General features: G+C 67.3%; 20 protein-coding genes. 9 read left to right on the forward strand and 11 right to left on the reverse strand.

Annotated features, from left to right (window positions below; translation table 11 throughout):
- The first annotated feature begins 77 nt into the window (after positions 1–77).
- Positions 78–3,518, forward strand: coding sequence for a TM0106 family RecB-like putative nuclease (locus AC5Y4N_RS00085; RefSeq protein ID WP_499912807.1), 3,441 nt, complete (start codon positions 78–80; stop codon positions 3,516–3,518).
- Positions 3,515–4,867, forward strand: coding sequence for an FAD-binding oxidoreductase (locus AC5Y4N_RS00090; protein WP_499912770.1), 1,353 nt, complete (start codon positions 3,515–3,517; stop codon positions 4,865–4,867). Before AC5Y4N_RS00085 ends, AC5Y4N_RS00090 begins: the two co-directional genes overlap by 4 nt.
- On the opposite strand, the gene AC5Y4N_RS00095 is transcribed toward AC5Y4N_RS00090, so the two are convergent.
- Positions 4,864–6,810, reverse strand: coding sequence for an MFS transporter (locus tag AC5Y4N_RS00095; RefSeq protein WP_499912805.1), 1,947 nt, complete (start codon positions 6,808–6,810; stop codon positions 4,864–4,866). The two genes, AC5Y4N_RS00090 and AC5Y4N_RS00095, sit on opposite strands and share 4 nt — an antisense overlap.
- Before the next feature lie 200 nt (positions 6,811–7,010).
- Positions 7,011–8,261 (reverse strand): multidrug effflux MFS transporter, encoded by a 1,251-nt coding sequence (locus AC5Y4N_RS00100; RefSeq protein WP_499912768.1) that lies wholly within the window; start codon positions 8,259–8,261, stop codon positions 7,011–7,013.
- 80 nt (positions 8,262–8,341) lie between these two features.
- On the opposite strand from AC5Y4N_RS00100, the gene AC5Y4N_RS00105 reads away from it, so the two are divergent.
- Positions 8,342–9,094 carry a hypothetical protein gene (locus AC5Y4N_RS00105; RefSeq protein ID WP_499912766.1) on the forward strand — a complete coding sequence of 251 codons (753 nt, stop codon included), beginning with the start codon at positions 8,342–8,344 and terminating at the stop codon, positions 9,092–9,094.
- A 245-nt stretch (positions 9,095–9,339) separates the two neighbouring features.
- On the forward strand, positions 9,340–12,984 hold the full coding sequence (locus AC5Y4N_RS00110; RefSeq protein ID WP_499912803.1) for a multifunctional oxoglutarate decarboxylase/oxoglutarate dehydrogenase thiamine pyrophosphate-binding subunit/dihydrolipoyllysine-residue succinyltransferase subunit: 3,645 nt from the start codon (positions 9,340–9,342) through the stop codon (positions 12,982–12,984).
- Here AC5Y4N_RS00110 and AC5Y4N_RS00115 read toward each other — a convergent pair.
- The gene (locus AC5Y4N_RS00115) at positions 12,981–13,391 is read right to left on the reverse strand and encodes a DUF732 domain-containing protein (RefSeq protein ID WP_499912764.1); all 411 of its coding nucleotides are present in this window, start codon (positions 13,389–13,391) and stop codon (positions 12,981–12,983) included. The two genes, AC5Y4N_RS00110 and AC5Y4N_RS00115, sit on opposite strands and share 4 nt — an antisense overlap.
- A gap of 143 nt (positions 13,392–13,534) precedes the next feature.
- Here AC5Y4N_RS00115 and AC5Y4N_RS00120 point away from each other — a divergent pair, with 143 nt between their 5' ends.
- Positions 13,535–14,383, forward strand: a complete 849-nt coding sequence (locus tag AC5Y4N_RS00120) for an SDR family NAD(P)-dependent oxidoreductase (RefSeq protein WP_499909826.1) — start codon at positions 13,535–13,537, stop codon at positions 14,381–14,383.
- Here AC5Y4N_RS00120 and AC5Y4N_RS00125 read toward each other — a convergent pair.
- Positions 14,372–15,214 carry a glycine betaine ABC transporter substrate-binding protein gene (locus tag AC5Y4N_RS00125; protein ID WP_499909824.1) on the reverse strand — a complete coding sequence of 281 codons (843 nt, stop codon included), beginning with the start codon at positions 15,212–15,214 and terminating at the stop codon, positions 14,372–14,374. The genes AC5Y4N_RS00120 and AC5Y4N_RS00125 overlap by 12 nt on opposite strands.
- Positions 15,207–16,406, reverse strand: a complete 1,200-nt coding sequence (locus AC5Y4N_RS00130; RefSeq protein WP_499909822.1) for an NAD(P)-dependent malic enzyme — start codon at positions 16,404–16,406, stop codon at positions 15,207–15,209. The genes AC5Y4N_RS00125 and AC5Y4N_RS00130 overlap by 8 nt, the downstream gene beginning before the upstream one ends.
- Before the next feature lie 66 nt (positions 16,407–16,472).
- Between AC5Y4N_RS00130 and AC5Y4N_RS00135 the strand changes: the two genes are divergently transcribed.
- A complete protein-coding gene (locus AC5Y4N_RS00135; RefSeq protein ID WP_499909820.1) occupies positions 16,473–17,312 on the forward strand; it encodes an SDR family oxidoreductase in 840 nt (279 codons plus the stop codon).
- On the opposite strand, the gene AC5Y4N_RS00140 is transcribed toward AC5Y4N_RS00135, so the two are convergent.
- Positions 17,309–18,298 carry a malate dehydrogenase gene (locus AC5Y4N_RS00140; RefSeq protein WP_499909818.1) on the reverse strand — a complete coding sequence of 330 codons (990 nt, stop codon included), beginning with the start codon at positions 18,296–18,298 and terminating at the stop codon, positions 17,309–17,311. The two genes, AC5Y4N_RS00135 and AC5Y4N_RS00140, sit on opposite strands and share 4 nt — an antisense overlap.
- A gap of 121 nt (positions 18,299–18,419) precedes the next feature.
- Here AC5Y4N_RS00140 and AC5Y4N_RS00145 point away from each other — a divergent pair, with 121 nt between their 5' ends.
- The 3 genes from AC5Y4N_RS00145 (at position 18,420) to corA (ending at position 21,254) form a co-directional block, all read left to right on the forward strand.
- Positions 18,420–18,875, forward strand: coding sequence for a 2,4'-dihydroxyacetophenone dioxygenase family protein (locus AC5Y4N_RS00145; protein ID WP_499909816.1), 456 nt, complete (start codon positions 18,420–18,422; stop codon positions 18,873–18,875).
- Between the two features lie 2 nt (positions 18,876–18,877).
- Entirely contained in the window at positions 18,878–20,083 is a 1,206-nt protein-coding gene (locus AC5Y4N_RS00150; protein WP_499909814.1) for a cytochrome P450, read from the forward strand.
- A 76-nt stretch (positions 20,084–20,159) separates the two neighbouring features.
- A complete protein-coding gene (gene corA / locus AC5Y4N_RS00155) occupies positions 20,160–21,254 on the forward strand; it encodes a magnesium/cobalt transporter CorA (protein WP_499909812.1) in 1,095 nt (364 codons plus the stop codon).
- Between the two features lie 29 nt (positions 21,255–21,283).
- Here the strand turns inward: corA and AC5Y4N_RS00160 are convergent, their stop codons facing one another.
- Genes AC5Y4N_RS00160 through AC5Y4N_RS00180 form a run of 5 tightly spaced genes read right to left on the reverse strand, consistent with a single transcriptional unit; the run spans position 21,284 to position 26,119 of the window.
- Positions 21,284–21,784, reverse strand: coding sequence for a suppressor of fused domain protein (locus AC5Y4N_RS00160; RefSeq protein ID WP_499909810.1), 501 nt, complete (start codon positions 21,782–21,784; stop codon positions 21,284–21,286).
- 5 nt (positions 21,785–21,789) lie between these two features.
- Entirely contained in the window at positions 21,790–22,965 is a 1,176-nt protein-coding gene (locus AC5Y4N_RS00165) for an ABC transporter ATP-binding protein (RefSeq protein WP_499909808.1), read from the reverse strand.
- Positions 22,966–22,968: 3 nt separating this feature from the next.
- The gene (locus AC5Y4N_RS00170) at positions 22,969–23,805 is read right to left on the reverse strand and encodes a carbohydrate ABC transporter permease (RefSeq protein WP_499909805.1); all 837 of its coding nucleotides are present in this window, start codon (positions 23,803–23,805) and stop codon (positions 22,969–22,971) included.
- Positions 23,805–24,707 carry a carbohydrate ABC transporter permease gene (locus tag AC5Y4N_RS00175; RefSeq protein WP_499909803.1) on the reverse strand — a complete coding sequence of 301 codons (903 nt, stop codon included), beginning with the start codon at positions 24,705–24,707 and terminating at the stop codon, positions 23,805–23,807. The genes AC5Y4N_RS00170 and AC5Y4N_RS00175 overlap by 1 nt, the downstream gene beginning before the upstream one ends.
- Positions 24,704–26,119, reverse strand: coding sequence for an ABC transporter substrate-binding protein (locus AC5Y4N_RS00180; protein WP_499909801.1), 1,416 nt, complete (start codon positions 26,117–26,119; stop codon positions 24,704–24,706). Before AC5Y4N_RS00180 ends, AC5Y4N_RS00175 begins: the two co-directional genes overlap by 4 nt.
- Positions 26,120–26,159: the final 40 nt, after the last annotated feature.

Raw genomic sequence — 26,159 nt, forward strand, 5'->3', positions numbered from 1 at the left:
TGCGCTGGGGTACGGCGAACGCGGCGTGTCGGTGTACAGACATGCACGCTCGCGGCGAAGAAACCTACAGTGACACCGTGTTCGTCGACAACGGCCGCGTGTACTACAGCGCCTCGGACCTGGCCGCCGCCGCCAGGTGTGAGTATGCGTTGTTGCGCGAGTTCGACCACAAGCTCGGCCGCGGACCCGCCCCCGAGACCGACGACGACGAACTACTCAGGCGCACCGCCGAATTGGGCGGTGCGCACGAACGCCGCATCCTCGACGACTACGTCGCCCGCTACGGAGACGGGGTGGTCACCATTGGCCGGCCCGCATACACCGTGGCGTCGTTCGAGGCAGCGGCGCGCGCGACGCTCGAGGCGCTGGCTCGCCAACCGGCGGTGGTGTACCAGGCGGCCCTGATCGACGGCAGGTTCGTCGGCTTCGCCGACTTCCTCGTTCGGGAAGACGCCAGCTGTGCGTATCAGATTCGCGACACCAAACTGGCGCGGCACGCCAAAGTCGAAGCGCTGCTGCAGATCGCGGGCTACGCCGAAGCGCTGCGCGCGATGGGCGCCCCGGTGAGCCCCACCGTCGGTCTGATCCTCGGCGACCAGGCTGTGGCGGAATACCCGGTGCACGAGCTCGTCGAGGTGTATCGGCGCCAGCGGGCGGCGCTCGAGGACCTGCTCGACCGCCACCTCGCGTCGGGACAGCCGGTCAGCTGGGGCGACCCGCAACTGCGTGCCTGCATGCGCTGCGCGGCTTGCGCGCCGCATCTGCGGGCATCCGACGATCTGCTGCTGGTGGCCGGCATGCGGGCCAGCCAGCGGGCCAAACTGCTCGGCGCGGGCATCAGCACCGTCATCGAACTCGCCCACCACACCGGCCCGGTGGGCGGAATGGCTGCGGCAACCCTTGCCACGCTGACCGCCCAGGCGCGCATACAGGTGCGCCAGGCGCAATCCGGTGTCGCCGAGTACGACGTCGTCGACCCGGATCCGCTCGGCGCGCTGCCCGCGATCGACGACGGCGACCTGTTCTTCGATTTCGAAGGCGATCCGCTGTGGACCAGCAATGGCGTCGACTGGGGTCTGGAGTACCTGTTCGGGGTGCTCGAACGCGACGGCACCTTCCACCCGTTGTGGGCGCACGATCGACCCGGCGAACGGGAGGCGCTGGTCGAGTTCCTGGCGATGGTTCGCAAGCGCCGCAAGCGCTACCCGAACATGCACATCTACCACTACGCCGCGTACGAGAAGACCGCGTTGCTGCGGCTGGCCGCGCGCCACGGCGTCGGCGAAGACGAGGTCGACGAGCTGCTGCGCAGCGAGGTGCTGGTGAACCTTTATCCCATCGTGCGCAAGGCCATCCTCGTCGGCGCAGAATCTTACGGGCTCAAGGCGATCGAGCCGCTGTACATGGGTGAGCAGCTGCGCGGCGGAGACGTCACCACCGCAACTGACTCGATCACCCAGTACGCGCGGTACTGCGCACTGCGTGACGCCGGCCGCGACGACGAGGCAGCAAGCGTGCTCAAGGAGATCGAGGACTACAACCACTACGACTGCACGTCGACGCGCAAGCTCCGCGACTGGCTGGTGCTGCGGGCGTTCGAGAACGGGGTCACCCATCTGACCCGGCCGGCGCCCCCGGGGGAAACCGTACCCACTGACGATGACATCGCTTGTCTGCTGAACGATTTCGCGGGAGACGCAGCAGACCGCGATCACCGCTCACCCGACCAGATGGCGGCTGCATTGATCGCCGCCGCGCGCGGCTACTACCAACGAGAACGAAAACCCTTCTGGTGGAGCCACTTCGACCGGCTCACCGGGCCGGTCGAGGAGTGGGCCGACACCTCGGGGGTGTTCCGCGTCGAGGACGCGCGCGTGGAGGCCGATTGGCATCTGCCGCCGCGCAAACGCAAGCCACGACGCCATGTCCGGCTGTACGGCAGCCTCTGCGGCGGGCAGCTCGACCGTAATGTGTGCGTGCTCTACGACCGCCCGGCGCCCCCGGGCCTCGACGACGCCCACCCCGACCGGCGCGCGGCAGGCAAGGCGACGGTGCTCGAAACTGTCGATGCCGCAGCCGGTTTGCCCGTCGAGGTGCTGATCTGTGAACTGCAGCCCGACGCGGGCCCGTTCGACAACCTCCCGATGGCGTTGACGCCGGGATTTCCGGTGTCCACAGACAACATGGAGCAGGTGATCGAGACGGTCGCGGCGGAGGCCGCCGAGTCGCTGCGCACCTGCTCGCGGTTGCCGCATGGCGCGGTGATCGACATCTTGCGCCGCCAGCCGCCGACACTGACCGGCGGCGGGCCTCTCCCCCGGCTCGGCGACCACATCGAGTCGATCACGGCGGCGCTGCTGGCGTTGAGCGACTCGTACGTCGCGGTGCACGGTCCGCCGGGCACCGGCAAGACGTATACGGCCGCACGGGTGATCGCCAGGTTGGTCGACGAGCACCACTGGCGCATCGGTGTGGTCGCGCAGTCGCATGCGGTGGTCGAAAACCTGCTCGACGAGATCGTCGGTGCGGGTGTCGATCCGTCGCTGGTGGGAAAGAAATCCGGCGCCGAACACACCAATCACCGTGCCTGGCAAGTAGTTCCCGAGAACAAGTACGCCGACTTCATCGCCGGGCACGCCGGCTGCGTCATCGGCGGCACGGCGTGGGATTTCGCCAACGCTGCCCGAGTTCCACCACGTAGCCTCGACGTGCTGACCATCGACGAGGCGGGCCAGTTCTCGCTGGCCAGCACCATCGCAGTCTCCCTGGCCGCGAGGAACCTTTTGCTACTGGGCGATCCGCAACAACTGCCGGAAGTCAGCCAAGGCACCCACCCGGAACCGGTGGACCGCTCGGCGCTGGGCTGGCTGGTCGACGACCGCGATGTGTTGCCCGACGAGTTCGGGTACTTCCTCGAACGCAGCTACCGCATGCATCCCGCTGTCTGCCAAGCGGTTTCGGCGCTGTCGTATGAGAATCGGCTGCGGCCCGACGACATCGCCGCGCATCGCGAACTAGCCGGTCATGCGCCGGGCGTGCACACCCTGTTCGTGGACCACCGCGACAACGACACCGCGAGCGACGAAGAGGCCGCGGCAATCGTCGAGCAGATCCAAGCGCTGATCGGCACGCCGTGGACCGACGAGCACGGCACACGCGCGCTGACAGAGGACGACGTGCTCGTGGTGGCGCCGTACAACGCCCAGGTGCTGTGCATCCGGTCGCACTTGCACGCGGCGAAGCTCGACGACGTGCGGGTGGGCACCGTCGACAAGTTCCAGGGCCGGCAGGCGCCGGTGGTGTTCTTGTCGATGGCCTCGTCGACCATCGACGACATTCCGCGCGGCATGGGTTTTCTGCTCAACCGCAACCGGCTCAACGTCGCGATCAGCCGGGCCAAGTATCGGGCCGTGATCGTGCGATCGCCGTCGCTGACCGAGTACCTGCCGGCCAGCCCCGACGACTTGGTGGCCCTCGGCGCGTTTCTCACCTTGTCGCCGGGCGAGACGCCGCAATGAGTTTGGCGCAGCGGCTGGCAGGCATCGTCGGCGGCAGCTACCTGAGCACCGATCCGGACGTGCTCGCGGCGCGCAGCCTCGACCACACCGGGCGTTATCGCGGGCGCGCCGCGGCGCTGGTGCGGCCCGCCTGCGCCGACGAGATCGCGGCCGTGCTGGCCGAATGCCGCGACGCCGGCGCGCACGTCACGATCCAGGGCGGGCGGACGTCGTTGGTGGCCGGCACTGTTCCCGAACACGACGACGTGTTGGTGTCCACGGAACGGCTCACCGCAGTCGGCGACGTCGACACCGGCGAGCGCCGGCTGCGGCTGGGTGCGGGCGTTCCGCTGGCGACGGCGCAGCGCGTCGCCGCTGGAGCCGGGCTGGTGTTCGGGGTGGACCTCGCCGCCCGCGATTCCGCGACGGTCGGGGGCATGGCATCGACGAACGCGGGCGGGCTGCGCACCGTGCGGTACGGCAACATGGGCGAGCAGGTGGTCGGACTGGAGGTGGTGCTGCCCGACGGCTCGATCCTGCGGCGGCACAGCGCTGTTCGTCGCGACAACACCGGTTACGACTTGGCTGCGCTGTTCGTCGGCGCCGAGGGCACGTTGGGTGTGATCACCGAGCTCGACGTGCGGCTGCACCCCACGCCCGCGCACCGGATCACCGCGGTGGCGGGGTTTGCGGACCTGTCCGCGGTGACCGCGGCCGGTCAGGTCCTTCGCGATCTCGACGGCATCGCGGCGCTGGAACTGATCGACGCGCGGGCGCTCGAGCTCACCGCACGGCACCTGGACGTCGCGTCTCCGGTGGCGGCCCCCTGGCTGATGCTGATCGAGATGGCTGGTGACCGGGATCAGTCGGACCGACTGGCCGATGCGCTGACGGATGCGCCGTTGTCCGCGGAGCCGGCGGTCGGCGTGGATGCCGTTGCGCAGCAGCGGATGTGGCGGCTGCGCGAGGCGATCGCCGACATCCTCGGCGTCTTCGGGCCGCCGCTGAAGTTCGACGTCTCGCTGCCGCTGCCGGCGATCGCGACCTTCGCGGAGCAGTCGTCCGCCCTGATCGCCGAGCATGCACCCGATGCGATCCCCGTGCTGTTCGGCCACATCGCCGAGGGCAACTTGCATCTGAATGTGTTGCGCTGCAGCATGACTGCTGAGCGTGAAAGGGCGCTGTACGCGGCGATGATGACGCTGATCGCCGGCTGCGGCGGCAACGTCAGCTCTGAGCACGGCGTCGGCAGCCTCAAGCGCGACTACGTCGGGATGTCCCGCGAACCGGCGGATATCGCCGCGATGCGGACGATCAAGAACGCCCTCGACCCCACCGGCTACCTGAACGCCGCGGTGCTGTTCGCCTAGTCACCGGCAGGAGTCGCGTGCCTGCCGTAACTGTCGGCGTCCGGATCGAACCACGTGAACGTCGGCCCGCTGTCGTCGGCGGCGTGCCTGCCTGGCCGCCGCTGCTCGGGAACGTCCGGCAATCCGTTACCATGAGGTACCCGAAAGCCGTTGTGCGCGAAGCCAATCGGCTCGCTCACCGAACGCAGCCAGCGCTCCGGTGGCTCGTGGTAGAGCGTCTGGTACGGGTTGTCGGCCCCCAGCTCGACCGGCTCGCTGCCCGCCTCGGCAGGGAGGGCCAGCGGCTCGGTGTCGGAGTCGTCGGCATCCGGCGAAGGAATCGGTTGCGGCCCGCTGTCGGGATCCGGCGGCGCGAGGATGTATTCCGGGTAATCGTCGTCGTCGCCGAAGTAGCCGCCGGAGTCGCCGGCGCGCGCGGCAATCACCGGCATCGCGTCGGTGCGGGGCTCCGAATCGTCAAATGGTTGCGGCTCAATGGATTTCGCAACACCAGCGGTTCGGCCCCCGATGAGGAACAGTGCCGCGATCACCCCGAACAGCGCCACGAACGCCGGCAAGAGCGTCGACGTGGACATCGCGTCGGAGAACGGCTGGTGCAAGAATCCGGGCAGCTGGCTCACCGCCCCCTCGCCGCCACGCGGAGTACCTGCCGGCATCGGCGGCAGTTCTTCGCTGATCCGCCAGGTCATCATCGCGGCCATGCTCGCGCTGCCCAGTACCGAACCCACCTGCCGGGTCGCGTTGTAGACGCCCGACCCCGCGCCGGCCAAATCCGGCGGCAGGTTGCGAGTCGCGGTGGCGGCCAACGGCGCCCATACGAATGCCATGCCGACGCCCATAGCGGCGAACGGCAGCACCAGCCGCCAGATCGGCGTGTTCGGCGTCATCTCCGCGGACAGCCACGTCAGCGCGATCGCCAGCATCGAGAAACCGAAACCGACCACCGGGCGAGGATGGGACCGGTCGACGATGCGCCCGACGATAGGCGCCAGCAGCCCGGTGCACACCGCCATCGGCACTGTCACCAACGCCGAGCGGGTAGGCGACAAGCCGCAGACGCCCTGCAGATAGAACATCAGCGGCAGCACCATGCCCACGGCGATGAAGCCCATCACCGCGACCCCGACATTCGACAGCGAGAAGTCGCGATCGCGGAACATCCGCAGCGGGATCAGCGGCTCGTTCTTGTTCACCCCCTGCCACCAGACGAACAGTCCCATCACCGCGATGCCGCCGCCGATGGTCGCCCAGATCCACAGCGCCCAGTCGTGCGACTGGCCCTCCTGCAGGCCGAACACGATCAGGAACATCGCCGCGCCCGATAGCAGCACGCCCGGCACGTCGAAGCGGTGGCGTTGCGTCGGCAACACCGGGATCAGCCACACCGCCAGCACCAGGCCGAGCACCCCGATGGGCACGTTCACGAAGAAGATCCACTGCCAGCCCAGGCTGTCGACCAAGGTGCCGCCGGCAAGCGGGCCGACCAGCGTGGCGACCCCTGCGGTGGCACCCCAGACGCTCATCGCGACGCCGCGGCGTTCCGGCGGGAAGATGCGGGTGATCGTCGACAACGTCTGGGGCGTGAGCAGCGCGGCGCCGAGGCCCTGCACCACCCGCGCGGCGATCAGCATCTCGATCGAACCGGCCAACCCGCACCACAGCGACGAGGCGGTGAAGATCGCCAGGCCGGCCAGGTACAGATTCTTGGGGCCGAACCGGTCACCGAGTCGGCCGGCCACCAACAACGGCACCGCGTACGCCAGCAGATAAGCGCTGGTCACCCAGATCACCGCGTCGTAGTCGGTGTTCAGCTTCTCCATGATGCGCGGGTTGGCGACGGCGACGATCGTCGAGTCGACCAGAATCATGAAGAAGCCGACCATCATGGCCCACAGCGCACGCCACGGTTGCATGTCGCGCTCAGCGCGCTCCCACGGTTGCATGTCGCGCTCCCCGCGCTCCCACGGCTGTATGTCGCGCTCCCCGCGCTCCCACGGTGGTATGTCGCGCTCAGCGGCGGTCACGTCGTCACCAGCACCGAGGTGCCCCACGACGTCACGTGACCGGCCATGCGCAGATCATTCCCTATTCCGGCGCGAACTACTCCGCCGGAGTAACCGCATGCGACGGTACCCAGCGGCCGCTAGGCCGAGGCGTTCTCGGTGCTGCGGATCACGGTGACCAACGCGACCAGCGCCACCACCACGCCCGCCGCCATCACCGCGGCTAACGCGCGCTCGTCGTTGCCCAGCAGTCCCACCACCGGCGCGACGGCTGCGCCGATGCCGAACTGTGCGGCACCCAACAGCGCGGCCGCGGTTCCCGCCGCCTCATGATGGCGGGACAGCGCCAACGCCGGCGCATTCGGGATCACCAGACCCATCGAGCCCAGGATCAGCCACACCGGGACCAGGAAGGCGACCAGCCCGCCGACGCGAGACAGCGCCAGCGCCACGAACGCGGCGCCGACCACCACGCCGAAGCCCAACGCGAACACGACGATGCGTTGCGGCGAAAACCGTTTCAGCAGAACCACATTGATCTGCGATGCGGTGATGAACGAGATCGCTCCCGCACCGAACACGACCGCGAACACCTGCTGGGTCAGCCCATAGCCGCCCTGCAGCACGAACGAGGCCCCCGAGATGTAGGCGAACAACCCCGACATCGCCAGCGCGGCGACCAGCACCAGGGTCACGAACCGCAGATCGCGCAACAACGCAAGGTACGTGGCGCCGACCGCACCCAACCGCAACGGCCGGCGATGCTCGACCGGAAGGGTTTCAGGCAACGCCAGCGCGGCCACCACGAGCAGGCCACCCGCCAGCATCACGAGCACTGCGAACACCCAGTGCCACGACGCATGCAGCAGCACCGCCGCCCCCAGTGACGGCGCGACGACCGGCGCCACACCGAGCACCAGCATCAGCCGCGACAACACCGTGGCGGCGGCCGAGTCGTCGAACAGGTCACCTACCACAGCGATCGCGACCACCATCGCCGCCGACGCGCCGACGCCCTGGAGCACTCTGGCGCTGCCCAGCACCGCGATGTCGGGAGCCGCCAGGCAGACCAGCGACGCGATCATGTGCAGCACGATCCCGGCCATCAGCGGCCGGCGCCTGCCCACCGAGTCCGACAAGGGTCCGACGATCAGCTGGCCCAGCGCCAGCCCGGCCAGCGTCCCCGTCAACGTCAACTGCGTCACCGACGAGGACACCGCCAACTCTTCGGTGATCCTCGGCAGCGCCGGCAGATAGAGGTCGAGCGTCAACGGACCGAGCGCGACCAGGGCACCGAGCACGACGATCATCCGGGTGCGGCTCGGAGTGAGGGGACGTCCCGTCGTCAGCTCGCCCTCGCTCGTCACACCCACAGCCCGCGATGTTGCCATGACCCACACCAGCACCGCACGCCGGTATTTTCTTCCCACCCGCCGGTAGCCTGGAAAGACGCGATCCGCCAGGAGGCCTCATGAACGCCGCACGCCCGCGCCCTCCAGCGCAGCTCAACGCTGCCACCGACGACAACGCCGGGGCGGGCGCCAAAGCGCTGTCATACATCCTCGAGCGCGGGGCGCGCGTTCAGGCACCGGCGGTCACGGCGTACGTGCAGCGGCTGCGACGACAGCATCCCGATGCCTCACCGGCCGAGATCGTCACCATGCTCGAGAAGCGCTATCTGGCCGCGGCCATGGCCAGCGGGGCGGCGGTGGGCTCGGCGGCCGCCCTCCCGGGCATCGGCACGGTGGCTGCGCTGTCCGCGGTGGCCGGCGAGACCGTGCTGTTCCTGGAAACGACCGCGCTTTTCGTGCTGGCCGTGGCCGAAGTGCACGGCATCCCGGCCGATCAGCGTGAGCACCGGCGCGCGTTGGTGCTTGCCGTGCTGGTCGGTGAGGACAGCAAGCGCGCGGTGCGCGACCTGGTCGGCCCGGGCCGCACCAACGGCGGTTGGCTGGCCGAGAGCACCGCGTCGCTGCCGTTGCCGGTGGTGTCGCAACTCAACAATCGGCTGCTGCGCTACTTCGTGAAGCGCTACACACTCAAGCGGGGTGTGATGGCCGTCGGCAAGATGTTGCCGATGGGCATCGGCGCCGCGATCGGCGGCGGCGGTAACCGGATGATGGCCAAGAAGATCATCGCCAACGCGCGCAAGGCTTTTGGGCCTGCGCCGGCCCGCTGGCCCGTCGCGTTGCACGTGCTGCCGTCGGCCACCGCGTCGTCTTAGGCCACGCACCTCTCCCAGAACGGGCGTACTGTTAGAAACGGCGACGCCGGGAATACCGCGCACGTGGTCGCTGCGAAGACCAACGGGTTAGCCTTTACCGAGGCGGAAACAGCAGAGACCGTCGCCAGTAGCAGAGGTGGGCAAGCGCCCTCCAGGACGCTTCCCGGACAGAGGAATCGAGGCGAGCAGCCGCTGTGAGCAGTTCACCTTCGCCATTCGGTCAGAACGAGTGGCTCGTCGAAGAGATGTACCGCAAGTTCCGCGACGACCCCTCGTCGGTTGACCCGAGTTGGCACGATTTCCTGGTCGACTACTCACCCGAGCCGACGGGCAACGGTCAGCAGACCGACAGCGCGCCGCAGAAGCAGCAGCAGTCCACCACGAAGCCGGCAGCCGACGGCCAGGCGAAGACCGCGTCAGCCGAACCGAAAGACGCTGAACCCAAGAGCAAGCCGGAGCCGAAGAGGGAGTCCAAGCCGGCCAAGGCGCCCGCAGTCAGCGTGGCGCCCGACGACGAGGTGCAGGTGATCCGTGGCGCCGCGGCGGCGGTGGCCAAGAACATGGCGGCGTCGCTGGACGTGCCGACCGCCACCAGCGTGCGCGCGGTCCCGGCCAAGCTGATGATCGACAACCGGATCGTCATCAACAACCACCTCAAGCGCACGCGCGGCGGCAAGATCTCGTTCACCCATGTGCTCGGGTTCGCGATCGTGCAGGCGGTCAAGAAGTTCCCGAACATGAACCGGCACTACGCCGAAGTGGACGGCAAGCCGACTGTGATCACCCCGGCGCACACCAATCTGGGGCTCGCAATCGACCTGCAAGGCAAAGACGGCAGCCGCCAACTGGTGGTCGCCGGGATCAAGAAGGCCGAGACCATGCGGTTCGGCCAGTTCATCGCCGCCTACGAGGACATCGTCCGGCGGGCCCGCGACGGCAAGCTCACCGCCGAGGACTTCAGCGGGGTGACGATCTCGCTGACCAACCCCGGCACCATCGGCACCGTGCACTCCGTGCCGCGGCTGATGCGCGGGCAAGGGGCGATCATCGGCGTCGGCGCCATGGAGTACCCCGCCGAGTTCCAGGGCGCCAGCGAAGAACGCATCGCCGACCTGGGCGTCGGCAAGCTGGTGACGCTGACGTCGACCTATGACCACCGCATCATCCAGGGCGCGGAATCCGGCGACTTCCTGCGCACGGTGCACCAGCTGCTGCTCTCCGACGACTTCTGGGACGACATCTTCCACGAGCTGGGCATCCCCTACGAGCCGGTCCGCTGGCGCACCGACAACCCCGACTCGATCCAAGACAAGAACGCCCGCGTCATCGAACTGATCGCGGCGTACCGCAACCGCGGCCACCTGATGGCCGACATCGACCCGCTGCGCCTGGACAAGACCCGGTTCCGCAGCCATCCCGACCTCGACATCGCGACCCACGGGCTGACGCTGTGGGACCTCGACCGCGTGTTCAAGGTCGGTGGGTTCGGCGGCGCGGAATACAAGAAGCTGCGCGACGTGCTCGGCCTGCTGCGCGACGCGTACTGCCGCCACATCGGCGTCGAGTACACCCACATCCTCGAGCCCGAGCAGCAGAAGTGGCTGCAGGAGCGCATCGAGGTCAAGCACGAGAAGCCCACCGTCGCCCAGCAGAAGTACATCCTGAGCAAGCTGAACGCCGCCGAGGCCTTCGAAACCTTCCTCCAGACGAAATACGTTGGCCAGAAACGGTTTTCGCTCGAGGGTGCCGAGACCGTCATCCCGGCGATGGACGCGGTGATCGACCAGTCCGCCGAGCATGGGCTCGACGAAGTGGTGATCGGCATGCCGCACCGCGGCCGGCTCAACGTGCTGGCCAACATCGTCGGCAAGCCGTACAGCCAGATCTTCTCCGAATTCGAAGGCAACCTGAATCCGTCGCAGGCGCACGGTTCCGGCGACGTGAAGTATCACCTCGGCGCCGAAGGCAAGTTCATCCAGATGTTCGGCGACAACGACATCAAGGTGTCGCTGACCGCCAACCCGTCGCACCTGGAAGCCGTCGACCCGGTGCTCGAGGGCTTGGTGCGAGCCAAACAGGATCTGCTGGACAAAGGTGACGGCGACGACGGGTTCACCGTGCTGCCGTTGATGCTGCACGGCGATGCCGCGTTCGCCGGGCAGGGCGTGGTGGCCGAGACGCTGAACCTCGCGCTGCTGCGCGGCTATCGCACCGGCGGCACGATCCACATCGTCGTCAACAACCAAATCGGTTTCACCACATCGCCTTCCGACGCGAAGTCGTCGGAGTACTGCACCGACGTGGCGAAGATGATCGGCGCGCCGATCTTCCACGTCAACGGTGACGACCCGGAGGCCTGCGTCTGGGTGGCGCGGCTGGCGGTGGACTTCCGGCAGAAGTTCAAGAAAGACGTCGTCATCGACATGATCTGCTACCGCCGCCGCGGGCACAACGAGGGCGACGACCCGTCGATGACGCAGCCGGCGATGTACGACGTCATCGACACCAAGCGCGGTGTCCGCAAGACCTACACCGAGGCGCTGATCGGCCGCGGCGACATCTCGATCAAAGAGGCCGAGGACGCGCTGCGTGACTACCAGGGCCAGCTGGAGCAGGTCTTCAACGAAGTGCGCGAACTCGAGAAACACGAGATCGAGCCGAGTGAGTCGGTGGAAGCCGAACAGCAGCTGCCGCGCGGGCTGGCCACGGCCGTCGAGAAGTCACTGCTGGCCCGCATCGGCGACGCGCACCTGTCCTTCCCCGACGGGTTCACCGTTCACCCGCGCGTGAAGCCCGGCCTGGAGAAGCGCCGCGAGATGGCCTACAACGGCAAGATCGACTGGGCGTTCGCCGAGCTGCTGGCGCTGGGTTCGCTGGTGGCCGAGGGCCGCACCGTGCGGCTGACGGGCCAGGACAGCCGCCGCGGCACGTTCAGCCAGCGGCACTCGGTGATCATCGACCGCAAGACCGGCAAAGAGTTCACACCGCTTCAGCTGCTGGCCGCCGACGAGGACGGGAACCCCACGGGCGGCAAGTTCATGGTGTATGACTCGCCGCTGTCGGAGTTCGCCGCCGTCGGCTTCGAGTACGGCTACTCGCTGGGCAACCCCGACGCGCTGGTGCTGTGGGAAGCGCAGTTCGGCGACTTCATCAACGGCGCCCAGTCGATCATCGACGAGTTCATCAGCTCCGGCGAGGCCAAGTGGGGCCAGACGTCCGACGTGGTGCTGCTGCTGCCGCACGGCCACGAGGGCCAAGGGCCCGACCACACCTCCGGCCGTATCGAGCGGTTCCTTCAGGTATGCGCTGAGGGCTCGATGACGGTCGCGCAGCCGTCGACGCCCGCGAACTACTTCCACCTGCTGCGCCGGCATGCACTGGACGGCATCCACCGGCCACTGATCGTGTTCACGCCGAAGTCGATGCTGCGCAACAAGGCCGCGGTCAGCGAGCTGCGTGAGTTCACCGAGATGAAGTTCCGCTCGGTGCTCGAGGAACCGATGTACGACGTGGGCGACGGCGACCGCAGCAAGGTCAAGAGGATGCTTCTGGTCAGCGGCAAGCTGTACTACGAGCTGGCCCAGCGCAAAGCCAAGGAGAAGCGCGAGGACGTGGGGATCGTGCGCGTCGAGCAGCTGTACCCGATCCCGCGCTACCGGCTACCGAACACGCTCGAGCAATACCCGAACGTCGAGGAGTACTTCTGGGTGCAGGAGGAGCCGGCGAACCAGGGTGCGTGGCCGACCTTCGGTTTGGCGTTGCCCGAGCTGGTGCCCGAACTCCAAGGGATCAAACGGATTTCGCGACGGGCCATGTCCGCGCCGTCATCGGGTTCGGCGAAAGTGCACGCGGTCGAGCAGCAGGAGATTCTCGACGAGGCGTTCGCTTAGCGGGCGAGAATGCTGTTGAGGCTGTTGAGGGCCGGCAGGGTGTCGATGCCCGGCAAGCCGTCGATCTGCCCGTTGCCGATCCGCGCGATCGCTCCAGGGCACCACAGCGAGATCGCGATCCCGGTGAACATGGTGGCGGGCCCCATCGACATGCCGCCCGCGTCGGCGACCTTGGACGCGACGTCCGCCGTGTTCTGGCCACTTTCGGCCAGCATGGGGCACACCTGCTGACCCAGCTGCGCCGCGTATGCCGGGTCGACGTTGCCCAGGCCGGCGTCTGCGAGGTTCCTGATGAACGCGTCGCTGTCGGGGTCGGCCTGCGCCGGGGCGGCCACCCCGGTCGCCGCGGCCGCGAGTCCGCCGGAAACAATGAGCGACCCGACGGCCGCAGCAAAAGTGCGCTTCATGATTGGGGCATCGTAACCGGACGGGCCGGCGTTACCGAATCGCCCGACCGTCCACGCGCCTGCCGAGCGTGCGTAGAGTGTCAGCGACATCGGCGTGTCGCTGACGCGACACGCACGCTCGCGCAAGACGGGTAAGGAGCTCAGTGGACGGGTTCGCCGGAAAAGTCGTTGCAATCACCGGGGCGGGCTCCGGCATCGGCCAGGCGCTGGCCATTGAACTGGCGCGTTCGGGTGCCAAGCTGGCCATCAGTGACGTCGACCTCGAGGGTCTGGCCGCCACTGAGGAGCGGATCAAGGCCATCGGCGCACCGGTGAAGGCCGACCGCCTCGACGTCACCGAACGCGAAGCCGTGCTCGCCTACGCCGACGCCGTCAACGACCACTACGGCACGGTCAACCAGATCTACAACAACGCCGGCATCGCGTTCACCGGCGACGTCGAGGTCAGCGGATTCAAAGACATCGAACGCGTGATGGACGTGGACTTCTGGGGCGTGGTCAATGGCACCAAGGCATTTCTGCCGCACCTGATCGCCTCCGGCGACGGACACGTCGTCAACGTCTCGAGCATCTTCGGGTTGTTCTCGGTGCCCGGGCAAGCCGCCTACAACTCGGCCAAGTTCGCGGTGCGCGGATTCACCGAGGCGCTGCGCCAGGAGATGCTTCTGGCCAAGCATCCGGTGAAGGTCACCACCGTGCACCCCGGCGGAATCAAGACCGCGATCGCGCGCAACATGACCGCCGCCGAAGGCATCGACGTCGCCGACCTGGCACACCGGTTCGACACCAGGCTGGCCAACACCACACCCGAGAAGGCGGCACGCATCATCCTCGACGGGGTGCGCAAGAACAAGGCCCGCGTCCTGGTGGGCCCGGACGCAAAGGTGCTCGACGTGATCGTGCGGCTGACCGGCTCGGGCTATCAGCGGCTGTTCGCCGCCGTCACCGCGCGCGCTATTCCGACCAAGCCGCGGTACGGGTCATCGACCTAGCGGGTGCGCGGCCAACCACGCCTCGGCGACCTGTCGGGGATCGGCCCCCTGGTCGACCTGGCGGCGCATGTCGGCCAGCGCGGTGGTATCGAACTCGCCGGCGATGCCGTTGACGGCAAGCACTTCTTGCTCGGTGAGCTTGTTGCGGAGGTACAGCGGCACCACGTTTTCGGCCTGGATCATCGGGGGTGAGCGGTCGGCCAGCAGCACGACGTCGGCGGGAATGTCAGGCGCAGCGCTGGTAGTCCACGCCGCGATGAGCCGGCCCGCGCTGAGCGCATCGAAAAGTGCCGCCGCCGTTGGGAATTCGCGAGGCGGCGCGAGGGTGCAACTGCCAATCTTCGCCGGTGGCCACGCGCCGGCCACCGCACCCGTCGTCACCTGCGCACAGTGGCGGACCGCCGCGCTCAGATCCCGGCCGCCCCACGCGTCGGCGGTCTTCGTCGTCACGGCCAGCGCCGGCTTGTCCTGCGCCGCGGTGGCATAGTCACCGGCCGCCACGCCTTCGGGCAGCGCCGACACCAGCGCGTGGTAGACGCTCTTGTCGGAGATCGCGGCGATCCCCGGGGCGAACCGTTGCAGCAGCTGGCCGGTGAACCCCGGCACCACGTCCACGTCACCGCCCTCGAGGGCGCCTACCGGGTCGGGCATGCGTGCCACCCTCGCCGCCGAGCCGTAGGACCGCAGCGCCGCCGCGTACAACTCTGCGAGCACTGCCGATCGGGCGTCGGTTCCGGCGCCGACCACCACGTCACGAGTCGCGGGCCGCTCGGCGCAGCCGGCCAGCAGCAGCACCGCAGCCAGCAGCACACCGAGCAGGCGGTTAGCCACCCGAGGCGTCTGCTGAGGCTTCTACCGAGGCGGCCACCGCCGCCGACACCGCCGGCGCCACGCGCGGATCCAGCGGACTGGGCACGATCCGATCCGGCGCGAGATCGTCGGCCACCACAGAGAAGATCGCGTCGGCGGCGGCCACCATCATCTTCTGGGTAATCCTGGGCGCGCCGGCGTCCAGGGCTCCGCGGAACACACCGGGGAACGCGAGCACGTTGTTGATCTGGTTGGGGAAGTCGCTGCGGCCGGTGGCCACCACCGCGGCGTGCTTGGCGGCCACATCCGGATGAATCTCCGGATCCGGATTGGACAGCGCGAACACAATCCCCTCGGGCGCCATCGTGGCGATCAGCTCCTCGGGCACCACACCCGCCGACACCCCGATGAACACGTCGGCCTTGTCGAGCGCCTCCACCATGCCGCCGGTGCGTCCGGCCGGGTTGGTGCGTTGCGCCAGCTCAGCCTTGACGCTGTTCATATCGCCGCGGCTGGGATGGACGATGCCTTGCGAGTCGAGCACGATGATGTCCGAAACTCCGCTTGCGAGAAGGAGATTCGCACAGGCGACGCCCGCGGCGCCGGCACCGGAGATCACCACGCGCAGCGACGTCATGTCGCGGTCGAGCAGTGTGGTGGCACCCTTGAGCGCCGCCAGCACCACCATCGCGGTGCCGTGCTGGTCGTCGTGCATGACCGGGCAGTCCAGCGCTTCGACGACGCGCCGCTCGATCTCGAAGCAGCGGGGTGCCGAGATGTCTTCGAGGCTGACGGCGCCGAACGTGGGGCGCAGCCGCACCAGGGTTTCGACGATCTCGTCGGGGTCCTTGGTGTCCAGCACGATCGGGATCGAGTCAAGCCCGCCGAACGCCTTGAACAGCGCGCTCTTGCCTTCCATCACCGGCAGCGACGCAGCCGCGCCGATGTCGCCCAGGCCCAGCACTGCGCTGCCGTCGCTGACCACGGCCACCAGCCGGTGCGCCCAGGTGTAGCGGGCGGCCAGCGTGTGGTCGGCCGCGATGGCACGACTGACCTGTGCAACTCCGGGGGTGTAGGCGATCGACAGCGCCCGCTGGGTGTCGAGCGGGGCCTTCAGCCCCACGGAAAGCTTGCCTCCCACATGCGCTTCGAAGATCTCGTCATCTCCGATGACGATTGGCGAGTTTTCGTTGGCGTGGGGCTTTTCGGACACGGGGGTCTAGCGTACTGAACCGCTGCCCGCAGGTTTTCACGGCGCCGGATCGGCTATCCGTGCGCCATGGGTTTCCCCGAACAACAGCAACAGGTTCCCGGCAGTCAAGCGCAGATGGATCCGGTACCCGACTGCGGCGAGCAGAGCTACCGCGGTTCGGGCAAGCTGACCGGCAAGAAGGCGGTGATCACCGGCGGGGACAGCGGCATCGGTCGCGCGGTTGCGATCGCGTTCGCCCGCGAAGGCGCCGACGTGCTGATCGCCTACCTCAACGAGCACGACGACGCCCGCGAGGTCGCGCGCCTCGTCGAAGAGGCCGGCCGCACATGCGTGCTGGTCGACGGCGACCTGTCCAGCCCCGAGCACTGCCGCGCTGTGATCCAGCGTGCCGTCGACGAATTCGGCAGCATCGACGTGCTGGTGAACAACGCCGCCTTCCAGATGACGCACCAGAGCCTCGACGAGATCTCCGACGAGGAGTGGGACTACACGTTCAGGCTCAATGTCGGCGCGTACTTCTATCTCGTCAAGGCGGCGCTGCCGCACATGCCGCCCGGCTCGTCGATCATCGGCAGCTCGTCGGTCAACTCCGACATGCCCTCCCCCACGCTGGCACCGTATGCCGCCACCAAGGCGGCGATCGCCAACCTGTCGGCCAGCCTGGCACAGCTGTTGGGCGACAAGGGAATTCGCGTGAACAGCGTTGCGCCAGGACCGATCTGGACCCCGTTGATCCCGGCGACGATGCCGCCGGAGAAGGTCAAGAACTTCGGCGACGACACCCCGCTCGGGCGGGCCGGTCAGCCCGCCGAGCTCGCGCCGGTCTACGTGCTGCTGGCCTCCGACGAGGGCAGCTACATCTCCGGCGCGCGGATCGCGGTGACCGGCGGCAGGCCGATCCTCTAGATAAGCCCGAGCTCTGTGACGGCCTTGCGCTCGTCGGCGAGCTCGGCGGTCGACTTGTCGATCCGGGAGCGGGAGAAGTCGTTGATCTCCAAGCCGCTCACGATCGTCCAGTTGCCGTCCTTGGTGGTGACGGGGAACGACGAGATCAGGCCTTCCGGCACGTCATAACTGCCGTCGGAGACCACCGCCATCGACACCCAGTCCCCCTCGGGCGAGCCCAGCAGCCAGTCGCGCGCGGCGTCGACGGTCGCCGATGCGGCCGACGCTGCCGACGAGGCGCCGCGCGCGTCGATGATCGCAGCGCCACGCTTGGCGACGGTGGGGATGAAGTCGTTTTCGATCCAGTTCTGGTCGTTGACCACTTCGGCGGCGTTCTTGCCGCCGATTTCGGCGTGGAAGATGTCCGGGTACTGGGTGGCCGAGTGATTGCCCCAGATCGTCATCTTCTTGATGTCGGTGACTTTCGCACCGGTCTTCTTGGCCAGCTGGGATATCGCGCGGTTGTGGTCCAGGCGGGTGAGCGCAGAAAACCGCTCGCGCGGGATGTCGGGGGCGTTGCTCATCGCGATCAGCGCGTTGGTGTTGGCCGGGTTGCCGGTGATCAAGACACGGACATCGTCGGCCGCAACCTCGTTGAGCGCCTTGCCTTGTGCGGTGAAGATCGCGCCGTTGGCCTCCAGGAGGTCACTGCGCTCCATGCCCGGCCCGCGCGGACGGGCACCGACGAGCAGCGCCAGGTTGGCGCCGTCGAAGATCTTGTTCGGGTCGGCGCCGATCTCGACGCCGGCCAGCAGCGGGAACGCGCAGTCGTCGAGCTCCATCACCACACCTTCGAGTGCCTTCAGCGCGGGCTCGATCTCGAGCAGCCGCAGCTCGATCTCGCGGTCCGGCCCCAGCAGCGAGCCGCTCGCCAGGCGGAACAGCAGGCTGTAGCCGATCTGGCCGGCGGCGCCGGTGACGGCGACCTTGAGGGGAGTTGTGCTCACGTCAGGTTGCTCCTCGTCTCCGATGGGTTCGCCGACGAAACTAGCGCACCTCGAAAAGCCGCCGGGCACCAGTAGGCCAGGCGTACCGTCAGTTCACGCCGATCTTTCAGGAGGCCTTGCGATGACGACAGTCGAAGTGCCGACGGCCGTGCACATCGGCGCCGACGATCTTCCGTTCGTCGACATCGGTGACGGCTCCAAGCTCAAGGTGGTCCAGGTGAAGGAGGCCGAGGGCCTGTGGATCGTGGAGAACATTTTCGGAGCCGGTTATGAAGTACAGCGCCACAAGCACACCGGCCCGGTGTACGCGTACACGACCTCGGGCGCCTGGAAATACAAGGAATACGAGTACGTCAACCGCGCAGGGTCGTTCCTGTACGAACCTGCGGGATCGGTGCACACGCTCGAGGTGCTCGAGGACGACACCCACGTCTGGTTCCAGATGTACGGGGCGAACTTGAACCTCGACGCGGACGGCAACGTCGAGAGCGTGCTCGACGGTGCCCTGACCCTGGCGGCGTACGTCGCGCTGTGTGAGGCGGCCGGGCTGCCTCGGCCGAATGTGTTGATCGGGTAGCCGTGACGACGTCCTCCGTCGATCTGGCCCACCCCGACGCGTTCGTCGACGGTGCGCCGCATGAGGCGCTGGCCGAGCTGAGGCGCACTGATCCGGTGCACTGGCAGGCGATGGACGACGAGCCCGGTTTCTGGGCGGTGCTGCGTCACGCCGACGTGGCGAAGGTGGGCCGCCACCCGGAGATCTTCTCGGCCAGTGAGGGCGGCGTAGTCGTCGAAAATCTGTCGCCGGAGAACCTGGCGATGATGCGCACCATGCTGCTGGCAATGGACCCGCCCGCGCACACAGCGCACCGAGGCCCGGTGTCGCTGCACTTCCGCGCCCGCGTGATCGCCGGGCTGGAGGAACGGATACGCGACGTCTGCCGGGGCATCATGGCCGAGGCACGCGAGCGTCGCGACGTCGAGTTTGTCCACCAGGTCGCCGCACGACTGCCGACACGCGTGATCGGTCAGCTGTGTGGTTTGCCTCGGCAAGACTGGGACCACTTGCATGAGCTGGCAGAACGCAACACCTCCGGACAAGACCCGGAGCTGGCCGGCCCGGAAGGTGACGCCCAAGCGGCGACCATCGAGATGGCAATGTATGCAATCGAATTGGCAGCCGCGCGGCGAAAACGGGGTGGCACCGAGGACCTGACCACGGCGATTTTGAGCGCCGACTTCGGCGGCAAGCCGATGAGCGACGTCGACTTCGGCGGCTTCTTCGTTCAGCTTGTCACCGCGGGCAACGACACCACCAAAGGCATTCTGTCGTCGGGGCTCCTCACATTGCTTCGTCACCCGGATCAACTCGCCGAGCTGAGGGCCGACCCGTCGCTTCTGCCCGGCGCCGTCGAAGAGATCATCCGCTACGACAATCCGTTGCACTACTTCCGGCGCACAGCACTAATCGATACCGAACTGGCCGGCACATACATTGCGGCCGGAGACAAGGTCGCGATGTACTACACGTCGGCCAACCGTGACGAAGAAGTCTTCGATCGCCCACAGGCCTTCGATATTCACCGGCATCCGAATCCACATTTGTCGTTCGGGATCGGCAGTCATTTCTGCCTCGGTGTGCATCTTGCGCGCCTGGAAGGGCGGGTGTTCTTCGACGAGTTGCTCTCGACGTTCTCGAGCATCGACATCACCGGCGAGCCGGTGCGAATCCGCTCGAACCTGAACAATTCGTTCAAACGCCTGCCCGTGCGGCTCGTCGCCTGACAGCGTCGGCCAGACCGCGAAAGCGCGTAGCATGATCGTCGCGTCAGACTGCGTTGCGACGGGAGGTCCGGTCCCGATGCCATCGTTTCCCTCGTTGCCGCCGTCGTTGCGACCGGCCGTGCGCGGCAAGACCGCCGACCCCAGCTCCATCCATGTTCCCGTCGCGCACGCGATGGTGGACTGCGGCGTCTACATGGACGGCAAGCGCCTGCCGGGCAAGTACACCCACGCCGCCGCGCTGGACAAGGTGCACGAGCTGGAGCGTGCGGGCAACGAGGCGTTCGTGTGGATCGGATTGCACGAACCCGACGAGCGCCAGATGCAGACGGTCGCTGATGTTTTCGGCCTGCACGAGCTGGCCGTGGAGGACGCGGTGCATGCACACCAGCGGCCCAAGCTGGAGCGCTACGACGAGACGCTGTTCATGGTGCTCAAGACCGTCAAATACGTCGAGCACGAGTCCATGGCCAAGGCGCGCGAGGTGGTCGAGACCGGCGAGATCATGATCTTCGTCGGCCGCGACTTCGTCGTCACCGTCCGCCACGGCGACTTCAGCGGCCTTGCGGGCGTGCGCAAGCGGCTGGAGACTTCGCCCGCGATGCTCAACCTGGGCCCGTACGCGGTGATGCACGCGATCGCCGACCATGTGGTGGACCACTACCTGGAAGTCACCGACATGATCGAAGTCGACGTCGACGCAATGGAATTGGACATTTTCTCGCCGCGCAAGCGCACCAACATCGAAGCCATCTACCTGCTCAAGCGTGAGGTCGCCGAGCTACGCCGGTCGGTGAGCCCGCTGACGTTGGCGCTGCAGCGGCTGGCCGAAAACGACGATCTGGTCTCGATCGAGGTGCGCCGCTACATGCGCGACGTATTGGACCACAACATCGCGGCGTCCGACCGGATCGTCAGCTACGACGAGATGTTGTCCTCGCTGGTGCAGGCAGCGCTCGGCAAGGTCGCGATGCAGCAGAACGTCGACATGCGCAAGATCTCGGCCTGGGTGGCCATCGCCGCGGTGCCGACCGCGCTCGCCGGGATCTACGGGATGAACTTCGACCACATGCCCGAAACCCATTGGGTGTGGGGCTATCCCGCAGTGCTCGGGTTGATGCTGGTGGTCTGCTTGACGCTGTACCGCATATTCCGCAACAACGAGTGGCTGTAGCGGCCGCGCGGTCGTCGAGTCTGTCGCAGTCACCACCCGCCGGGCGAGCCCGCCCGCCGCGCCGGGTCGAGCACGTCGACGCCGTCCTCGCGCCACGCCTGGCGCATCGCCGCGGGCCCTTTCAGCCGCACCCACGCCGCCTCATTGGCGGTGACCGGGACCGCGCTGAAGAACTCTACCGCGTCGAACGGCTCAATGGTGCTGTGGCCCAACAGGACTGCCGTGAACGGGGCGCCCTGCCAAAGCGGGTGGCCCAGGTCGACGAGTGCGTCGGCCGTCAACACCAATCCCTCCACGACCGGCGCTGCTGCCAGCACCGCGACGCTGCGCGCCAAGCCGGGCAGCGGGGTGGCGGTCCTCAGGCTGACCACCACCTGCGCGGCCGCGTCGCCCGCAACCGACACGTAGTGCACCACCCCGTCGACGTCAGGACCGAACCGCAGCACGTCGATCGGTGCGACGCCCACGAACGTGACGCTCGCGGTGTCCGGCTCACCGGCAGCGAAGTGCGCCTGTAGGTGCGCACGCACGTCGGTCACCCGGATGCGGGCGGAATCGTCAGGTTCACCCCTGAGTCGGCATCGAAGATCACCAGCTTGGTGATGTCGAATGCCAACTCGATGCGCTGACCGGCCGCGGCGGCTGATTCGGCGGAAAGCCTTGCGACGAAATCATTTTCGCCAACTCCGGAGTCGGCCGCCAGTTCGGCCAGCTGAGCCGACTGGGCCGAGGCACCGTCGGTGGAGAAGTGCACCACCTTCTCGGAGCCCAACGACTCGACGATTTCGACGTCGGCTTCGAACACCAGCGCGCGCAGCCGCTGGAACGTGTCGATCAGCGCAGCGTCATCGAGATGCTCCGGCCGCACGCCGACGATGACGTTGTCGGGCGTGGGATGTTGGGCGACGACGTCGAGCACCTCAGGCATGAGCGTGATCTCGCCGAACGGCAGGCGGACCCCGACATCGGTCAGCTGCGCGGGAAAGAAGTTCATCGACGGGGAACCGATGAACCCGGCGACGAACAAGTTGGCCGGTTTGTCGTAGAGCTCCTGCGGAGTCCCGACCTGCTGGGCCACTCCGGCGCGCATCACCACGACGCGGTCACCCAGCGTCATCGCCTCCGTCTGGTCGTGGGTGACGTAGACCGTGGTAGTGCCGAGGCGGTGCTGCAGGCGGGAGATTTCACTGCGCATCTGCACGCGCAGCTTGGCGTCGAGGTTGCTCAACGGCTCGTCCATCAGAAAAGCCTTCGGGTTGCGGACGATCGCGCGTCCCATCGCCACGCGCTGCCGCTGACCGCCGGACAGGCTGGCGGGCTTGCGGTCCAACAGCTCGGTCAGGTCAAGGATTTTCGCGGTCTCCTCGACCTTCTGGGCGATTTCGGCCTTCTTCATCTTCGCCAATGTCAAAGGGAAAGCGATGTTCTGACGCACGGTCATATGCGGATACAGCGCATACGACTGGAACACCATCGCGATGTCGCGGTCTTTGGGCGCCTTCTCGTTGACCCGCTGCCCGTCGATGCGCAACTCCCCCGACGTGATCTCCTCGAGGCCGGCGATCATGTTCAGCGTCGTGGACTTGCCGCAGCCCGACGGGCCGACCAGGATGATGAACTCGCCGTCGGCGATCTCGAGGGACAGCTCGGACACGGCGGTGGTGCCGTCGGGGTAACTCTTGGTCACCCTGTCCAGCACGATCTCGGCCATCGGCTATCCCTTCACTGCGCCGGACGTCAGCCCGGCGACGATCCGTCGCTGGAAGACTAGAACAAAAACGATGATCGGCACCGTGATCACGATTGCGCCGGCGGCGATGGATCCGGTGGGCTCGACGAACTGCGAACTGCCCGGGAAGTTCGCGATCGCCACCGGCGCGGTGAGCGACGCGGTGGTGGCCGTCAGCGAAATCGCCAGCAGCAGATCGTTCCACGCGAAGATGAAGACCAGGATCGCCGCGGTGACCACACCGGGTGCCGCCAGCGGGACGATCACCTTGCGGAAAGCCTGGAACGGGGTGGCGCCGTCCATCTTGGCGGCCTTCTCCAGATCCCACGGGATCTCTCGAAAGAACGCGGACAGTGTGTAGATGGCCAGCGGCAGCGCAAACGTGATGTACGGGATGATCAACCCCGGCCAAGTGTTGAACAGCCCAAGCGCGCGGGAGATGTCGAACAGCGGTGACACCAAAGATATCTGGGGGAACATTGCGATCAGCAGTGCGACGCCGACGAGTAATCGCTTGCCCGGAAAGTCAAGGCGCGCAACGGCATAGGCGGCCATCGCGCCGATCACGACCGCGATGACCGTGGTGATCAGCCCGATGCCCACCGAATTGCGCAGTGCCGGGCCGAACAGGTCGCCGCTGAAGATGCCGCGGTAGTTGTCGAAAGTGATCTGCGCCGGGATCAGCTTGCCGTCCTTGACCGTCGAGGTCGGCTTGAGCGACAGCGACAGGATCCACAGCACCGGAAACAGCGCGTAGACCACCACGAGCACGTCGACAATCACCCACCACGCTTTGCGCCCGGCGCTCACCCGTTCGGCCATCAGGTCTCTCTGTCGTCCGCTCCGGGCGCCGACGTCCCGAACAGCTTGATGAAGACGAACGCGATCAGCGCCACGCACACGAAGATCAGCACGCTGATCGCCGAACCGAGCCCGAGGTTGAAGGCCTTGAACAGGTTGTCGTAGCCCAGGATCGACACCGAACCGGTGTTGTTGGCGCCGGCGGTCAGGATGTAGATGTTGTCGAAGATCCGAAACGCGTCCAGCGTGCGAAACAGCAAGGCCACCAGCACGGCCGGCTTGATCAGCGGCAGCGTGATTTTCACCAGCCGCTTCCACGCGCCCGCGCCGTCCACTTGCGCGGCCCGCATCAGCTCGTCGGGCACCAGTGCCAGGCCGGCCAACAGCAGCAGAGCCATGAACGGGGTGGTCTTCCACACCTCGGCGAGCACGATGATGGCCAGCGACGGAATCTGGTGTGTCAGTGGAGCACTGCCTTGCGGAAGCAGGTTCGCGAGGTAGCCGGTGCCCGGCGTCCACGCGTAGTACCAGCTGTACGACGCGGCGACGGTCACGATCCCGTACGGGATCAGCACGGCGGTGCGCACCACGCCTTTGCCGAAGATCGTGCGGTGCATCACCAGCGCCAGCGCAAGGCCGAGGAACAGCTCGATGGTCACCGAGACCACCGTGATCGCCGACGTCACCGCCAAAGCAGTCCACCAGTAGTGGTCGGCGAGCACGGTCTGATAGTTGGCCAGCCCGACAAACGCCCGGTCGGCGGGCGTGGCCAGATTGATCCGCTGAAGTGACAGCCACACCGCGTAGCCGATCGGGTACGCCGCGACCGCCAACATCATCAGCACCGCGGGCGTGATCAGCAGGTAGGCCAGCCGCAGCTGCGCTCGACGTTCGCTGCGCGCCGGGGCGGTCGTGGCTGTCACGGAATCAGCCCCTTGCCGTCGATCGCCTTCTGCACTTCGGCGGCCAGCTTGTCCGCTGTCTTTTCAGGATCGATCTCGGTGATCGGCGCGAGCGCGGCGGCGATCCGCATCGACACGGTCTGGTAATTCGGCGTCACAGGTCGCACCGCGGCGTCGGTGAGCTGGCGCCGGATGATGTCGTAGGCCGGATATTTCAGCTGGAACTGCGGATCGTCGTACAGCGACGCCCGCACCGCGGGCAGCCCGCCCTGCGTCGACAGGTACTTCTCGTTGTCGAGGTCGCGCAGGCAGCGGATCGCTTCGAAGGCCTCGGCGCGGTGTTGCGTGGTCTTGGCGACGGCGAGGTTCAGGCCGCCGAGAGTGACTTTGGCCGGCTGGTCGGCCTGCACGCCGGGGTATGGCGCGAAGCCGAATACCTCCTTGGTTGCGTCGTAGGCGGTGGCGAACTGGCTGTCGTCGGCGTCGAAGTCGCCGACGTCGTTGATCGCGCCGGCGAGGTCGCCGCGCTGGTTGAGCGGCAGGAACGACACCCCGCCCTTGATCGCGTTGCCCATGATCGAGGGCAGCACAAACGGCCAGTTCACCTCCAGCGCTGCCTTGCCCTGCTCCACCGCCAGCCGCGCGGTCTCTTCGTTGGTCTGGGTGATCGACGGGTCGGCTCCTGGCGCGGTGGCGACGTTCTTGATGATCTGCAGTGCCCGGACGGTCGCCGCTCGGTGCTGCGGGGTGTCGGTCAGCGTGACCGTCTTGCCGTCGTCGGAAAGTACTTGTCCCCCAGCGCTTTCCAGCAAGGTGTTGAACCACACCACCAGGCCCTCGTACTGCCTGCCCTGCACCGCAATCCAGCTTGGCTTGCCCTCCTTGTGCAGGCGGGTGGCCTCGGCCACCATCTGGTCCCAGTCCGTCGGGGGCGTGGACACCAAATCGGCTCGGTACCAGAGCAATTGGGTGTTCGTCGAGATCGGTGCGGCGTAGAGCTTGTCGTTCCATTCGGCGGTCTCGAGCGGGCCGGGCAGAGTGTCGGCACGCGCGTCGGCCTCCGCTTGGCCCGCCGGGTCGTCGGATAGCGGCAACGCCCAGCCCGCCTCGGCGAATTCGGCCGTCCACACCACGTCCAGCGCCATCACGTCGAGCGTCGTGTCATTGCCGGTGAGTCGGCGGGCCAGTTGCAGCCGCTGGTCGTCGGCGCCTTTGGGCAGGCTCATCTGCTGGACGCGGAAGCGCCCGGAGAACTGCTCGGTGCACTTCTTGGCGAGCGCGGCGAACGTGTTCGCGTCGCCGGCCGGCGTGTAGAACGTGATCACGGTGCCGTGGGCGGCGGTGGAGCAGCCGGACACGACAGTCGTCGCGGTCAGTGCGGCAGCCGTCGCCGCACAGAGCCGGCGCAGTGCACTGCGCCACCTGTCCCGCACGGCCGCCTCCTTTCCCGCGCGCAAACGGTAAAGGCCGACG

The organism is Mycobacterium sp. NGS19 (assembly GCF_059813155.1).

What these genes read in the sequence shown, in the direction of transcription:
- AC5Y4N_RS00115 (WP_499912764.1), bottom strand. Translation starts at nt 13,391, where the DNA reads ATGAAGCGCACTTTTGCTGCGGCCGTCGGGTCGCTCATTGTTTCCGGC.
- AC5Y4N_RS00110 (WP_499912803.1), top strand. Translation starts at nt 9,340, where the DNA reads ATGTACCGCAAGTTCCGCGACGACCCCTCGTCGGTTGACCCGAGTTGG.
- AC5Y4N_RS00105 (WP_499912766.1), top strand. Translation starts at nt 8,342, where the DNA reads ATGAACGCCGCACGCCCGCGCCCTCCAGCGCAGCTCAACGCTGCCACC.
- AC5Y4N_RS00095 (WP_499912805.1), bottom strand. Translation starts at nt 6,810, where the DNA reads ATGCAACCGTGGGAGCGCGCTGAGCGCGACATGCAACCGTGGCGTGCG.
- AC5Y4N_RS00100 (WP_499912768.1), bottom strand. Translation starts at nt 8,261, where the DNA reads ATGGCAACATCGCGGGCTGTGGGTGTGACGAGCGAGGGCGAGCTGACG.
- AC5Y4N_RS00170 (WP_499909805.1), bottom strand. Translation starts at nt 23,805, where the DNA reads ATGGCCGAACGGGTGAGCGCCGGGCGCAAAGCGTGGTGGGTGATTGTC.
- AC5Y4N_RS00145 (WP_499909816.1), top strand. Translation starts at nt 18,420, where the DNA reads ATGACGACAGTCGAAGTGCCGACGGCCGTGCACATCGGCGCCGACGAT.
- AC5Y4N_RS00165 (WP_499909808.1), bottom strand. Translation starts at nt 22,965, where the DNA reads ATGGCCGAGATCGTGCTGGACAGGGTGACCAAGAGTTACCCCGACGGC.
- AC5Y4N_RS00090 (WP_499912770.1), top strand. Translation starts at nt 3,515, where the DNA reads ATGAGTTTGGCGCAGCGGCTGGCAGGCATCGTCGGCGGCAGCTACCTG.
- AC5Y4N_RS00135 (WP_499909820.1), top strand. Translation starts at nt 16,473, where the DNA reads ATGGGTTTCCCCGAACAACAGCAACAGGTTCCCGGCAGTCAAGCGCAG.
- corA (WP_499909812.1), top strand. Translation starts at nt 20,160, where the DNA reads ATGCCATCGTTTCCCTCGTTGCCGCCGTCGTTGCGACCGGCCGTGCGC.